Annotated in this window: 12 protein-coding genes; 9 read left to right on the top strand and 3 right to left on the bottom strand. The window is 41.6% G+C overall.

The features are described 5' to 3' along the window. Positions 1–99: 99 nt before the first annotated feature. The 4 genes from dndC (at position 100) to AACU33_RS09410 (ending at position 6,245) form a co-directional block, all read left to right on the top strand. Positions 100–1,734 (top strand): DNA phosphorothioation system sulfurtransferase DndC, encoded by a 1,635-nt coding sequence (gene dndC, locus AACU33_RS09425; RefSeq protein WP_096588264.1) that lies wholly within the window; start codon positions 100–102, stop codon positions 1,732–1,734. Positions 1,735–1,956: 222 nt separating this feature from the next. After that, on the top strand, positions 1,957–3,012 hold the full coding sequence (locus tag AACU33_RS09420) for a lipid II:glycine glycyltransferase FemX (protein WP_096588263.1): 1,056 nt from the start codon (positions 1,957–1,959) through the stop codon (positions 3,010–3,012). Beyond that, complete coding sequence (locus AACU33_RS09415; protein ID WP_096588262.1) at positions 3,009–3,878, top strand: DUF350 domain-containing protein; 870 nt, start codon at positions 3,009–3,011, stop codon at positions 3,876–3,878. The genes AACU33_RS09420 and AACU33_RS09415 overlap by 4 nt, the downstream gene beginning before the upstream one ends. Before the next feature lie 153 nt (positions 3,879–4,031). After that, positions 4,032–6,245 (top strand): CHASE2 domain-containing serine/threonine-protein kinase, encoded by a 2,214-nt coding sequence (locus AACU33_RS09410; protein WP_096588261.1) that lies wholly within the window; start codon positions 4,032–4,034, stop codon positions 6,243–6,245. Between the two features lie 72 nt (positions 6,246–6,317). On the opposite strand, the gene AACU33_RS09405 is transcribed toward AACU33_RS09410, so the two are convergent. Then, complete coding sequence (locus AACU33_RS09405; RefSeq protein ID WP_096588260.1) at positions 6,318–6,821, bottom strand: MarR family winged helix-turn-helix transcriptional regulator; 504 nt, start codon at positions 6,819–6,821, stop codon at positions 6,318–6,320. Positions 6,822–6,895: 74 nt separating this feature from the next. Between AACU33_RS09405 and AACU33_RS09400 the strand changes: the two genes are divergently transcribed. The 3 genes from AACU33_RS09400 to AACU33_RS09390 are packed head-to-tail and all read left to right on the top strand — an operon-like array spanning position 6,896 to position 9,231. After that, the gene (locus tag AACU33_RS09400) at positions 6,896–7,471 is read left to right on the top strand and encodes a DMT family transporter (protein ID WP_339375879.1); all 576 of its coding nucleotides are present in this window, start codon (positions 6,896–6,898) and stop codon (positions 7,469–7,471) included. 20 nt (positions 7,472–7,491) lie between these two features. After that, entirely contained in the window at positions 7,492–7,983 is a 492-nt protein-coding gene (locus tag AACU33_RS09395) for a DMT family transporter (protein WP_096588259.1), read from the top strand. Positions 7,984–8,022: 39 nt separating this feature from the next. Beyond that, the gene (locus tag AACU33_RS09390) at positions 8,023–9,231 is read left to right on the top strand and encodes an MFS transporter (protein WP_339375878.1); all 1,209 of its coding nucleotides are present in this window, start codon (positions 8,023–8,025) and stop codon (positions 9,229–9,231) included. Between the two features lie 166 nt (positions 9,232–9,397). Here the strand turns inward: AACU33_RS09390 and AACU33_RS09385 are convergent, their stop codons facing one another. After that, a complete protein-coding gene (locus tag AACU33_RS09385; RefSeq protein WP_096588257.1) occupies positions 9,398–9,808 on the bottom strand; it encodes a hypothetical protein in 411 nt (136 codons plus the stop codon). A gap of 161 nt (positions 9,809–9,969) precedes the next feature. Here AACU33_RS09385 and AACU33_RS09380 point away from each other — a divergent pair, with 161 nt between their 5' ends. Both AACU33_RS09380 and AACU33_RS09375 read left to right on the top strand, forming a co-directional pair. Beyond that, complete coding sequence (locus AACU33_RS09380; RefSeq protein ID WP_096588256.1) at positions 9,970–11,691, top strand: asparagine synthetase B family protein; 1,722 nt, start codon at positions 9,970–9,972, stop codon at positions 11,689–11,691. Between the two features lie 64 nt (positions 11,692–11,755). Then, positions 11,756–12,268, top strand: a complete 513-nt coding sequence (locus AACU33_RS09375; protein WP_096588255.1) for a formylmethanofuran dehydrogenase subunit E family protein — start codon at positions 11,756–11,758, stop codon at positions 12,266–12,268. A 2-nt stretch (positions 12,269–12,270) separates the two neighbouring features. Here AACU33_RS09375 and AACU33_RS09370 read toward each other — a convergent pair whose 3' ends face one another. Beyond that, the gene (locus AACU33_RS09370; RefSeq protein ID WP_339375877.1) at positions 12,271–13,134 is read right to left on the bottom strand and encodes a hypothetical protein; all 864 of its coding nucleotides are present in this window, start codon (positions 13,132–13,134) and stop codon (positions 12,271–12,273) included. Positions 13,135–13,189 lie beyond the last annotated feature (55 nt).

Below are 13,189 nucleotides of genomic sequence, written 5' to 3'. Positions count from 1 at the left end.
CTAGTTAAGCAGTTTTTAAAAACTTTTTGGGAACCCACACATCTATTCGCTTGGATAGAAAAAATGACGTAAAGCCCAGATTTCCAAAGGTAGGGAGCAATGACTGAAGCACAACAATCAGAAAATAAAGGTCAGCAGACACGTACTGTAGCAGAGTTAGTGGAGTATATCCAAGCTCTCACCGTGGAAATTCAAGAATTGTATTGTTTAGATGCGATACCTTGGGTTGTTGGTTATTCAGGTGGAAAAGACAGTACTGCAACTTTACAACTGGTTTGGAATGCAATATTAGGACTCCCACCAGAAAAACGGACTAAGCCAATTCATGTAATTACAACCGATACATTAGTAGAAAACCCTATAGTTTCCGTTTGGGTACGTAACTCTCTAGAACAGATGAAAGTAGCTGCAAATGAGCAAGAAATGCCAATTCATGCTCATTTACTATATCCAGCAGTTAAAGATACGTTTTGGGTTAACTTAATTGGCAAAGGCTACCCAGCACCGCGTAATCGTATGCGTTGGTGTACTGAAAGATTAAAAATTAAACCTACTGATAGCTTTATTCGTGAAGTCATTCAAGCTAATGGTGAAGTAATTCTTGTCTTGGGTACTCGCAAAACTGAAAGTGTTAAACGCGCTGTTACGATGGCTAAACATCGAGAATGGCGGATACGCGATCATATAAATGCTAATCCCAACCGACCTAACTCACTGATTTATCTTCCTATTGAAGATTGGCGTACTGATGAAGTTTGGATTTATCTTAATCAATGGCAAAATCCTTGGGGATATAGCAATAAAGATTTATTTACTATGTATCGAGGAGCAACAGCTGATAATGAGTGTCCTTTAGTTGTAGATACTTCTACCCCTAGCTGTGGTGATTCTCGTTTTGGTTGCTGGGTTTGTACAATTGTTAATAAGGATAAATCAATGGAGGCAATGATCCAGAATGATGAAGAGAAAGAATGGATGCAACCTCTACTAGATCTTCGTAATGAGTTAGATATTCGAGATGATCGTGAAAAAAGAGACTTTCGCCGTATCTGGGGAGAAGTTCAACTATTTGAGCGAAATGTCGAGGGTGAAATTTCTGTTGAACCAATTCATGGCCCGTATACCAAATATTGGCGAGAGTACTGGTTAAGACGATTATTAGGAGCAGAAAAACAAATTCGTCAAACAGCCCCAGAAAATATGCGCGATATTACCCTTATATCTCTAGAAGAACTGAGTGAAATTCGTCGCATTTGGCTGGAAGAAAAACATGAATTTGATGATAGCTTACCCCGCATTTATCAAGAAGTAACTGGCGAAGAATTCAAAGATCCGCGTCCTGGCGCTGACCTGAGTCTATTAGGTAGCGATGAATGGGCTGTACTAGAAGAAATTTGTGCAGATGATGCAATGCACTTGGAACTAATGGCGAAACTTTTGGATACAGAACGCCAATTTCGGAAAATGTCGCGTCGTGTAGGAATTTACGACACGTTAGAGAAATGCTTTGCTACAAGTTCGCGTTCCAAAGATGAGGCAGTGAAAAATGCTCATTTAAAACGAGATTTGAAAACAGCTGTTGAACAAGGTGATATTGAAAAGGTCAAGCAGCTAACTTTAGCAGACTTTACCGCACTAGATACAGCAGTGAACACAAGCAATGTTACACAAGCTGATGTTGAAACAAAGACATGGGCAAGCATGAAATTTAAAAATCAGCAGACAAAGCCTTAAGAGACCTGCAAATCGGGACATCCCAATTTTAGGAGCACGGCACCGATAAGTTGTCTGTTTTACCCCAAATCTGTGGATGCCGTGCCCTTACTGATGATTCTCATCCTCGTCAGCTTCTCCTAAGTAAAGCTTGATAAACTCCTCTGTGCCCAAATGGCTAAATCCGAGTTCAATAAGTCGGAGAACTAAATACACTGTTAAGTCCCAAAAATAACATGATTCATGAAAACAAGTAATGCTATAAAAAATCAATTAGAAAAAGAAGCTCATAAATTAACTATTAGAGAATTAAATCAAGCAGAATATCGGGATTGGGATTCGTTGGTAACAAATGTGCCGCACAGTTGCTTTATGCAAACTTCGATTTGGGCAGATTTTAAAGAGATAGAGGGTTATAAAACCTTTCGCTATGGATTATTTGAAAATAGTAAATTAACGGGAGGATGTATATACTATTTATATCCGCATTCTAATAAAGCCAATTTGTTAATTGCTCCTGGCGGCCCGATTTTACCAGAAAAATCCCCAGAAGCAGCAATAGAGTTATTGTTAAATAAAGCTAAAGAATTAGCACAAAAATTAGGTGCGATCGCACTGCGAATTGAACCTCTATGGCAAACTAAACCTGAGTATATTAAAAAATTTGTTCGCGCACCTGCTGACTTACTACCAAGTGAAACTTTATTAATAGATTTACGCCCCGATGCTAGCCAAATATTAGCAGCGATGAAGCCGAAGGGACGCTACAATATCCGGCTGAGTCAACGCTATGGTGTGACAACAGAATTTAGCAGCAATTCCCAAACTATCCCGCTATTTTATGACTTATTTTGGGAAACTGTGCAGCGTCAGCAGTTTTTTGGCGAACCTTACGGCTTTTTTATCAATCTTTGCCAAACTTTATTTGCAGCTGACATGGCAGAAATTGGTTTAGCCTATTGGCAAGGCGAGATTTTGGCAGCAATTTTAGTTGTATATTGCGGTAATATTGCTACTTATTTATATGGTGGACGTAGTTTAGCACATTCAAAAGTGATGGCAAATTACAGCTTACATTGGGAGGCAATGCAAAGGGCAAAAATTCGCGGTTGTCAATTCTATGATTTTTATGGTTTTAGCCAAGATCCAAATCATAGTTATGCGAAATTTTCGCGATTTAAAAGTCAGTTTGGTGGTACACCCATAACTACTATAGGCGCTCACGATTACTTTTTTTATGACCAGTTGGCTGATACCCTAATCAGCTTATTCCAAAACCTGGCAGGTGGTAGCAAATGAACGAAAAAACTATCGATTTACTTACGCAATTAGGAGTTATTTTAGTAGAGTTATTAGTCGGTTTTGGTGTATTTTGGCTGGGACAATTAGCTTATCAAAAGCTGTTTCGGCGGCGAATGGAATTGAATTTAGAATTGTTTGTTAAAGATAATCCGGCTGTTGCTATTGCTTTAGTCGGTTACTATTTTGGTATAGTAATCGCTTTGGGTGGCGTTCTCGGTCAAAGTGCAGTTAATTGGCAAAATAAAGCACTGAATTTAGTCAGCTACGGTGCAACAGTAATTTTATTAATGTTAGCAGGTGCTTGGGTAGGCGATCGCTTAATCTTGCGCCGCTTTAATTGCGAGCGAGAAATTATTCAAGACCGTAATGTTGGTGCTGCTACTGTAGAAGCAGGAAATCACATCGCCAATGGATTAATTTTAAGTGCAGCTTTAGCAGGCGAAAGCGGTGGCTGGTTAGTAGCAGTAGCGTGTTGGTTAATTGGCTTGGGATTACTCGTAATTGTGAGTTTTGTCTATCCCAAAATTACTAAATATAATGTGTTTGCAGAAATTGAAAAGCGCAATAACCCGGCTGCTGGTGTAGCTTTAGCGGGTTTACTAATTGCTACTGGTAATATTGCACGAGTCGCTTTTGCAGCTGAATTTGAAAACTGGCTTGTTAGTTTTACCCAGTATGGGTTGCTACTATTATTTTGCTTGATTTCGTTGATAGTAATTCGTTGGTTAGCCGATTTAATTTTAGTACCTGGTGTGAAAATTTCTGATGAAATTGTTAATCAGGAAATACCAAATATGGGTGCAGGTTTAATTGAAGCTTTTTCTTATATTGCAGCTTCCTTTTTGATTGCTTGGTGCTTGTAAATATAATTGGAACTTTAGCCCTGTATTTTTAAGCACTTTAGCACTTGCTACGAAATGCCACTATAAATTGCTAAATTAAATAAAGCTTGGGGTTATCGACTTTGAACCCAAAGCCCTTAACATCTACCAAATTTAGGCTATTGCCGCAATTCTGTGATTAGTGCAATATTACAAAAACTGCGAGGCGCATTTACCAAAGATCGGGTTTATCGAGACAGTTCTCCCACAAAGAAATGGCTGCAAATCGTTTTAGCCAGCAGTGTCGGGGTGACAGCTTTAGTATGGGGAGTGCGCGAACTGAAATGGTTACAGTCTTGGGAATTAAAAGTTTACGATAGAATGTTGCGATCGCGTCCTGTAGAAGGGCCGGATAATCGGATTTTATTGGTGACAATTACTGAAACCGATTTAGAGCGCCAGAAGTGGCCGTTATCGGATAATACAATCAATCAGCTGCTACAAAAACTAGAGTCATATCAACCCCGTGTTATTGCATTAAATCTTTACCGATCAGCACAACAGAATTTGGCGGCTGGCATACCCAATCGCAACAATATTATTGCTACTTGTTTATTAAGTAGCATGGGCAGACCAGAAATTCCACCACCGCCAAACTTTAGTATTGATAATGTTGGCTACAACGATTTGATTTCTGATAATGAGGACGATCAAATTGTCCGACGTGGATTAATATTTGCGCACCCTACAGATACAGATAAAAAATGTACAACGCAATTTTCATTTGCAGGATTAGCAGCAATTAGTTACTTAGAAAAAGCTGGTTTGGAATTAGATTTTCCCGATAAACAGCATTTTTCTATAGGTAAAACTATTATTCCAACTTTGACAGCTAATTACGGCAGTTACGAACATTTGGATGCTCAAGGCTACCAATTATTATTAAATTACCGTCACCCTACCCACTTTGCCCAAGAAGTGACTTTAACAGATGTTCTCACAAATAAAATTAATCGCGATCGCGTCAAAGACCGTTTAGTAATTATTGGCGCTACTGCTGCTAGTATTCATCCTGGTTTATATACACCTTACAGTGCGTCACCACAACAACCTGCAAGAACACCCGTTGTATACATTCATGCACAGATAGCAAGTCAAATCATCAGTCATGTATTAGATGGTAGACCCTTGATTTGGGTCTGGCCTGACTGGGCTGAACTTCTGTGGGTATGGGCTTGGGCTTTAGTGGGTGGGACTGTTGCGTGGCGACTGCGGCATCCTTTGCTACTCGTTGTAGTGGGTGTGACAACTCTCATTGCTTTGGTAAGTATCTGTTTTGGTTTGTTTCTCTTTTCCGGCTGGGTTCCTCTAGTACCACCTACCCTGACTTTGGTAATTACTGGTATGAGTGTTATGGTATTCACTACCTACCAAACTCAGCAGCAAACTCAGTTGATTATTCTGCAAGTTGAAAAGCAAAAAGAGGTTATTGAACAGTTAGATATTCTCTTAAAAGAAACTACGGCAGATACAACAATTAGAGACCGACATAATCACAATAGTCCCCAAATTGTCGCAGCAAAAACAACTGGTGATTTTCTTTTGGGTGGACGTTACCAAATCTCCAAAATTCTGGGTTCTGGTGGATTTGGTTGCACTTATTTAGCACATGATACTCAACGACCAGGCAATCCTACTTGTGTAGTGAAACAATTAATGCCTGCACGTCGAGATACTAAATTTTTGGAAGTTGCTAGAAGATTATTTAATACAGAAGCCGAAATTTTACAAGCTTTGGGTAAACATCATCAAATACCCGAACTGCTTGCTTATTTTGAAGATAATCAAGAATTCTATTTAGTGGAAGAGTATATTCCTGGACATACTTTGAGTGAGGAATTACCACCCGTACAGGGCGTACAACAAGAGACTGTTGTTATCGATATGCTCAAAAGAGTTTTAGAAGTTCTGAAGTTTGTCCATGAACATCGAGTAATTCATCGAGATATTAAACCAACTAATATTATTCGGTCTAATCAAGATAATCAATTAGTATTGATTGACTTTGGTGCAGTCAAGTTGATGCAACCACCAGATAGTGAGGAAACAGAATTAGCTACAGTAGCGATTGGAACGCGCGGTTATGCACCACCAGAACAATTTGCAGGTCATCCGCGCTTGTGCAGTGATATTTATGCTTTGGGGATGATTGGAATTCAAGCACTCACTGGTATTTCGCCGCAGGAACTTCATCCCGATCTAGAAACAGGCAATATTATCTGGCGTTCTCAAACAAAAGTTAGCGAACAATTCGCCGCAATTTTGGATAAGATGGTGCGCTATCATTTTAGCGATCGCTATCAATCTGCAAGTGATGTTCTTGAAGATTTAAAATCTATTGCACAGTAGAGGTAGAGTTTATTTTCCCCAGCAAGAAATCACTTTTTGGAAGCAGAACTCGATCGGCGGCGTGTCAGCATTTCATGATGTTTGATTCTCCTCAAGTGACACCAAGAATTTCCGTAGTAGCGTTGTGAGAGACTTTACTTCAGTGGTTGTGAACTGAGCCAGAAGTTGCTGTTCTTGCTCAAATAAAACAGGCATCACAGTATCTGCCAAATGAATGCCTTTGGGTGTGAGTTGCACAATCACACTGCGGCGATCGCCAGAGTCACGCAAGCGTATCACAATCCCATCTTGCTCCAGGCGATCGATCCGGTTTGTCATTGCTCCTGAAGACAACATCAGCAGATCGTAGAGATCCGTCGGTTTCAGTTGATAGGGCGCTCCCTGACGTTTTAGGGTGGCTAGCACATCAAACGACCAGACACTTAGCCCATACTTTGCTAGTAAGGTTTCTCGGTGCTTTTCCAGCAAGCGGGCAATTCGCAGCACGCGACCCACCACTGCTAACGCCGAAGAATCAAGTTGAGGTGACTCTTGCCGCCACTGCTCCACAATTTGGTCAATGTAGTCCTGTTTCATGGGTTCATTATATCTCGATATCAAGATTCTTGACATTTACCTTTAGGGCAAGTATCTTGATATCAAGATAAATTATGATTCATTCACTACCTGCAAGAACCTGGCTATCCACTAAGATTTTCTTCCTCACACAAATCATGACTACTAACCGTTTCAGTCGCTTACCTGCGATTGTGCTTCGCTTACGCTCTACAATTGCTTCTCGCTGCCAAATATATCTGTACTTACTATTGGCATTACTAAGTGGAGCCGTATTACCGATTCAAGCTAGCCTAAATGCTCAACTTGCACGTTCCCTCCACTCAGTTCCTTTAGCTGCGGATATTTCCTACCTTGTTGGCGCGCTGGCTTTAATTGCACTCCTCTTCAGCGGACAGTTTGGCGAGCCTGACTGGTCTGCTCTATCCAAAGCGCCCCGATGGAGCTTTATGGGTGGAGTTTTAGGCGCTGGCTATATCACTTCCAGTACTTACTTCACTGCCCTACTAGGGCCAACCTTGACCCTAGGATTTGTGGTCTGTGGACAAGCGATCGCAGGCATCATCACGGATCATTTTGGTTGGCTAGGAGTGCCTCAACATCGCCTAACAAGCCATCGTCGCTTTGCCATCGGGCTATTGCTAATCGCTGTCTTTTTTCTGGCTCAGTAAGTTACTGTTTTTCCTTGCTTATGAATATGTTACTCGCACTGCTGGGTGCAGGCTCAGGGGGTGTCTTAATTGCAATCGGTGCAGCTGCGAATGCTCGTTTAAGGCAAACACTCAACTCTGCAATTGCAGCTGCCGCAATTAACTTTATTGCTGGTTTTACAACCTTGGCGCTACTGATGATTTTGCAGGTTCTACCAATCCCACCCCTCGATCGCCTGCTGGCAGTTCCCTGGTGGGCGTTTCTGGGAGGATTTCTCGGAGCAGCTTTCGTCACGTTGAGTACGCTGGTAGTGCCTAAATTGGGATTAACAACCACAACGCTTTCCGTCGTTTGCAGCCAGATGATCCTCTCTGTGGTAATCGATCGATTAGGCTGGTTTAGTATAGCTCCGCGTCCAATTACCGCTTCTAGAATTATTGCAATTGGGTTGCTTGTTTTGGCGATCGCTCTCACCCAGTTAGACCGTAACCCCAATCGAGCTTCACAAGCGATCGTCCCTAAAATTAATTGAAGACCGTGAAAAGCCAGATTTCACTTTTGGAGTTTTTCCATGAAATGCGACCAATACAAACGATCGCGATGGCAGCAACGTTTCCTGACATCCCGTTGGATGGGAGTGGCGATCTCCTTCTATGCCTTCATTGCCATTGGTATTGCCGAAGCTGGATTAGGGGTGCTGTTACCGTCCATCCTGTCAACCTATCAACTAACACCAGCAACAGTTACGCTGCTGTTTGTCAGCCAAATTAGCGGCTATATTGTCGCTGCCTTCAGCAGTAGTCTGGTTAGTAGCCGTTTAGGGTTAGCGCGAATGCTCCTGATCGCTGCCAGCAGTCTGACAACTGCGTTGCTCATTTATGCATTGTCTCCCTACTGGCTGGTTATGGTTGCTGCGGGAACCTTACTGGGACTGGGTATCGGCTTAATTGATGCAGGTATCAATACTTACATCGTGCAGGATTCGCGTAGTGCCAACTTAATTGGTTCGCTTCATGCCTTCTATGGCATTGGTGCACTTTTGGGGCCTGCGGTAGCAACAACGCTGTTAGCCGTTGGTATAAATTGGCGGCAAGTATATCTAGTATTGGCAAGCGTAGTTAGCGTGTTGGTCATAGGTCTTGTCAGCGTGATTCTCTGCCGCTATCAGCCGATGATGACAAGAGTAACGCCATCTGATACAACTGCGGTGGGAAATTTGCGGCGATCGCTCCACCATCCTGCTGTGCTGCTAACTGGACTACTCTTGCTCGTCTATGTAGGCACCGAAGCCTCGGTTGGTAACTGGGCATACACAGTACAATCTGTTGCCCGACAAACACCCGAACTGATTGCAGGATATACTGTCAGTGCCTATTGGATGGGGTTGACAATCGGACGCTTCAGCTTGAGTTACTGCTTGAATCGGTTGGGTGCCGTTCGTACCATCAGCCTATCCCTAAGTTTACTAACAATTAGCCTGGCCGCTTGGTGGCTCTTCCCGAATCAGTGGATTAGCTTACCGTTAATCGGCTTTGCCTTAGCCGCCATTTTCCCCGCTACAATCTGGCTAATTCCCCAACGAGTACCAGAATCGCTCGTACCTGCGACAGTAGGATTTGCTACCAGTACAGCCAGTTTTGGAGCGGCGATCGTGCCGACAGGAGTGGGCTGGTTGGCGAACTGGGCAGGGTTGAATATTATACCCATGTTAATGCTGCCACTGGCGATGGTGATGATCGGGGTACATTATTGGTTAGTTCAACATCGGCAAGACAAATAATGATGTGAAAACGAGTTCTCGATTTAGCAAAAACTTGTGAGGAATGCGATCGCATCCCCAAGGAACAAAAATGTTTTTTATGAAAAGGAAGAATTTTTACATCTAGAAATGATAACTTTATGAGGCTATTTGGCTTCCTTTTAATAGTCAGCAAAACAGACAAACTTTAATCTACATAATCTGTGGTAATTTCCAGCTTTTCTGTGTTACTTGAAGTGATGGGACGATGACCATCGATATCAAGAGTATCTTTAACCTCATAATTACTCTTAGCAATCGGACGATGACCATCGATTTCGAGAGTATCCTCAACCTCTAAATCGCTGGGATCGACTGGACGTAAGCCATCTACAGCTAGCATTTCACGATCCTGAAGATCGCTTTTGGCAATCGGACGCTGACCATCAATATCAATTGTTCGATCTGATTGAATATCGCTTTTAGCAATTGGACGTTGACCGTCGATTTCGAGAGTATCTTGAATCTCTAAATCGCTAGGGTCAACTGGACGCTGACCATCTATTTTGATGACGCGCGAAATTTGCTTCGCTTCAGTATTATTTTCTTTGTTATCCATAATTGGTGCTTGTTCTGTTTGCTTGTAGCTATTTGTTCGCTAACTGATTAAGATACTTGGGTGAAGTCAGAAAATCTTCTGCCACAACCAAGAATTTTTCTCTAACTTCAGAGCGATTTCTCAATTGAATGTGGCTTTCAAAATACTAAAATCAAATTCCCATGCGATTTAATCTTTTTCCTAGTCGTAAACCCGTACTCTCACCTATCGAGAGTAATTCTAGCTGGCTTGTAGCATGGGGAAGATTAGATTCACTAACAGAGGATGTAGTGTGGCGAGATGAACAGTTCGCTATTATTTCTCAATTCGATCCAGAATTTGCACTGAGTCCAACACAGCGATTTGTGGTTGTTGGAGATGTTTGGTTAAGTAATCGAGTAGAGTTGCTGCAAAAATTGGCAATTGATGCTAATGGTTTTTTGGGAAGCGATATTCAACTGATTGCGCAACTTTGGGAAAAATGCGGTTTGCAATGCTTGGATCTTTTGGTGGGAATGTTTGCGTTCGTGGTTTGGGATCGGGAGCAGCAAGTATTATGGTTAGGACGCGATCGCATCGGTAGCCGTACTCTCTACTACACTACTACGGGTGCAGTGCGTTGGATTGCGCCGAAATTGCGATCGCTTACACCCTATCATTCAAAAAATTTGGATTTGGTGGCGTTGCGAGATTATCTTTGTTGCGCCTTTGTACCAGGAGAACGAACGCTTTGGGAACAGGTGCGAGAAGTTCGTCCGGGAACAGCGATTAATTTGACTTCTACGCAAGTTCATACTTATTGGAAACTGCAAGAACAAATTACAGGTGAGGATCGTTCATTAGTATGGCATGGGGAAAGGCTACGTTCTCTGCTTAACCAAGTTGTGCAAGAATATCTTCCCCAAAACCAACCTGTTGGTGTTTTCCTCTCTGGTGGCTTAGATTCCAGCAGCATTACAGCATTAGCCGCAAAGTTCCATCATCTACCCGTACATACCTACTCAATTCATTTTGGGGCAGAATTGCCTAATGAGTTAGAGTTTTCTAGTTTGGTGGCGAAACATTGCCAAACGCAACACCATATTCTGGAAATTACCTTCCGCGATATGTGGGAACGCCTACCAGAAACGATGGCTTATTTAGACGATCCTATAGGCGATCCGTTGACAGTACCAAATCTGCTATTAGGAAGAATGGCGCGCGAGAACGTGCAAGTTTTACTCAATGGTGAAGGCGGCGATCCCTGTTTCGGCGGCCCGAAAAATCAGCCAATGTTAATTAATAGCATATATAGCTCAGTTACTCATCAAGATTCATTACAAGCATATCTAATTTCCTTTCAGAAATGTGCATTAGATTTGCCGCGACTTTTGCAACCAGAAATTTGGCAAGCATTACAAACAGCACCATCAGTATTTGCTACCGATCTAAATTCTGATGCTAGTTATTTAAATCGGTTAATGGCACTAAATATCAAATTTAAAGGAGCCGATCAAATCCTCACCAAGGTAAACAATTTAACTCAAGCTGTAGGTTTACATGGGCGATCGCCACTTTTCGATCGACGTATTGTAGATTTGAGTATGCAAATTCCTCCACAATATAAACTTTCTGGCGTAGAAGAAAAAGCCGTACTCAAACAAGCAGTTGCAGATATCTTACCAGAGACAATTATTCATCGCCCTAAAAGTGGCATGATGGTTCCCGTGCAATTGGGATTTCGCAAATATTGGCAACGAGAAGCGCGGAAATTGTTATTGAGTAAAAAAAGTGCGATCGCGCCTTATATTAATCAATCAATACTTCGTAATTGGCTAAACTATGAGGGCGATATTTGGGGGCGTTATGGTGTTAAATTATGGTTATTGGTAAGTTTAGAAATTTGGTTACGAGTGAATCAATAATTCTTATATAGTATCTGTAGGTAATGCCCACATATCTGTGTTTCTAGGAAATCTGAAAATCTTTATGACAAAAAAACTCATACAACTCTCATGCTTGCTAATTTGCTTGTGCTTGGGATTTCCGATTTTTGTTGCTTCCGCCGAAACTCCAGAAGAATGGGTGACTCTAGGAAAACGGGTACATGGAGGTTTTGGCAGTTACATTGCTTTGGGAATTCGTATAGGATTAGATGCAATGCAGCGTCTTGATGCTAAACCCCGCGACTTAGATGTTACTTACCAAGACGGTGCGAATGTACCCTGTCCTTGCGTTGCGGATGGAATTATGATTGCAACAGTCGCTACGCCAGGACAAAATTCTCTGCGAATTGTCCCTGCAAAAAGCGACTCTAGCAACTTTGGTATTGCGCTAATTAAAAATAAGAAAACTGGAAAAACGCTGCGTTATGTCATACCAGCAACAGCTAGTTCTTTACTTGATAAGTGGAACCAGGATCTAAACCCTCACCAGCGCTATGATGCGGTTATGAATACATCTAGCGATTCTTTATTTCGTGTTGATAGTAACATGAAATAATCTTACCCGAAGCTTTCAACAAAATAAATATCATTGCCTGTATCGCCTACTAAAATTAAGCTACTATCATCAATTTCTAAATTTTGGCTACCAGCAATACCTCTTTGCAATACTTTAATGATTTTTTGGGGAGTGAGAGATTCCAACTCTACAAACTTTCCAGAATCTAACCATGCTAATTCTTCAGCAGTTAAATTCTGACGAACTTCCCCAAACAAATCTTTAGCTGCTTGTGCTGAATCTGGGGAGGCTTGAACGAACATTCCTCGCTTAGTAGCAATAACTTGACGTGGTAATATGCCAATATCGATAATCGTCACATTGCTATTGAGAAACCATTTAGGGCTAGTGCGGAGTTGATGAACTAAACTAATTCCTTTAGGACTGCAATCATGTAGTGCATATACTTTTAATTCTGGATTACGACGCAGCATTTCCATTGTTGTGTCAAAGATACTTTGGGGATATCCAGTGATGCTGAGAATTGCACAGTTGTTTTCAAAATGGAAATTATTAGCAATTAATTGTTGCGCAATAACAGTGCGATCGCAAACTACTAATCTATCAAAACTGTAAGCAGTAACATCAGAATTGACTGTCGCAGGTGCAGTTTCTTCTCGTGCCGCTGGTAGAATTTTATTAACAGCACCGTTGATTCTCTGCCAACGATTTAGCCATTCTTGAAGCTGTATTTGCGTAATTAAAAATTCCTGAACCTCATTAACTCGAATTAGCTGTCTAGTGCCTAAGTAGATTGAAAACATTCCCATTAGCACGACAACTACAAATAATATGTATGACTCTAAGACAGATATGCTAAAAAATATTCCTGCCACCAGAATGATGGCTCCTATGATTTGCAACATTCTGGCACTTGTTTTTCTACCTATGCTGTTTAACTTACTTGATTTGGTATTTTTA

Source organism: Calothrix sp. NIES-2098, assembly GCF_963875125.1.
Taxonomy (GTDB): domain Bacteria; phylum Cyanobacteriota; class Cyanobacteriia; order Cyanobacteriales; family Nostocaceae; genus Aulosira.
The sequence above is the reverse complement of the archived record's forward strand: the minus strand, read 5'-3'. Positions and strand labels throughout refer to the sequence as shown.

What these genes read in the sequence shown, in the direction of transcription:
- dndC (WP_096588264.1), top strand. Translation starts at nt 100, where the DNA reads ATGACTGAAGCACAACAATCAGAAAATAAAGGTCAGCAGACACGTACT.
- AACU33_RS09400 (WP_339375879.1), top strand. Translation starts at nt 6,896, where the DNA reads ATGATTCATTCACTACCTGCAAGAACCTGGCTATCCACTAAGATTTTC.
- AACU33_RS09415 (WP_096588262.1), top strand. Translation starts at nt 3,009, where the DNA reads ATGAACGAAAAAACTATCGATTTACTTACGCAATTAGGAGTTATTTTA.
- AACU33_RS09395 (WP_096588259.1), top strand. Translation starts at nt 7,492, where the DNA reads ATGAATATGTTACTCGCACTGCTGGGTGCAGGCTCAGGGGGTGTCTTA.
- AACU33_RS09375 (WP_096588255.1), top strand. Translation starts at nt 11,756, where the DNA reads ATGACAAAAAAACTCATACAACTCTCATGCTTGCTAATTTGCTTGTGC.
- AACU33_RS09370 (WP_339375877.1), bottom strand. Translation starts at nt 13,134, where the DNA reads ATGTTGCAAATCATAGGAGCCATCATTCTGGTGGCAGGAATATTTTTT.
- AACU33_RS09390 (WP_339375878.1), top strand. Translation starts at nt 8,023, where the DNA reads ATGAAATGCGACCAATACAAACGATCGCGATGGCAGCAACGTTTCCTG.
- AACU33_RS09385 (WP_096588257.1), bottom strand. Translation starts at nt 9,808, where the DNA reads ATGGATAACAAAGAAAATAATACTGAAGCGAAGCAAATTTCGCGCGTC.
- AACU33_RS09405 (WP_096588260.1), bottom strand. Translation starts at nt 6,821, where the DNA reads ATGAAACAGGACTACATTGACCAAATTGTGGAGCAGTGGCGGCAAGAG.
- AACU33_RS09420 (WP_096588263.1), top strand. Translation starts at nt 1,957, where the DNA reads ATGAAAACAAGTAATGCTATAAAAAATCAATTAGAAAAAGAAGCTCAT.
- AACU33_RS09380 (WP_096588256.1), top strand. Translation starts at nt 9,970, where the DNA reads ATGCGATTTAATCTTTTTCCTAGTCGTAAACCCGTACTCTCACCTATC.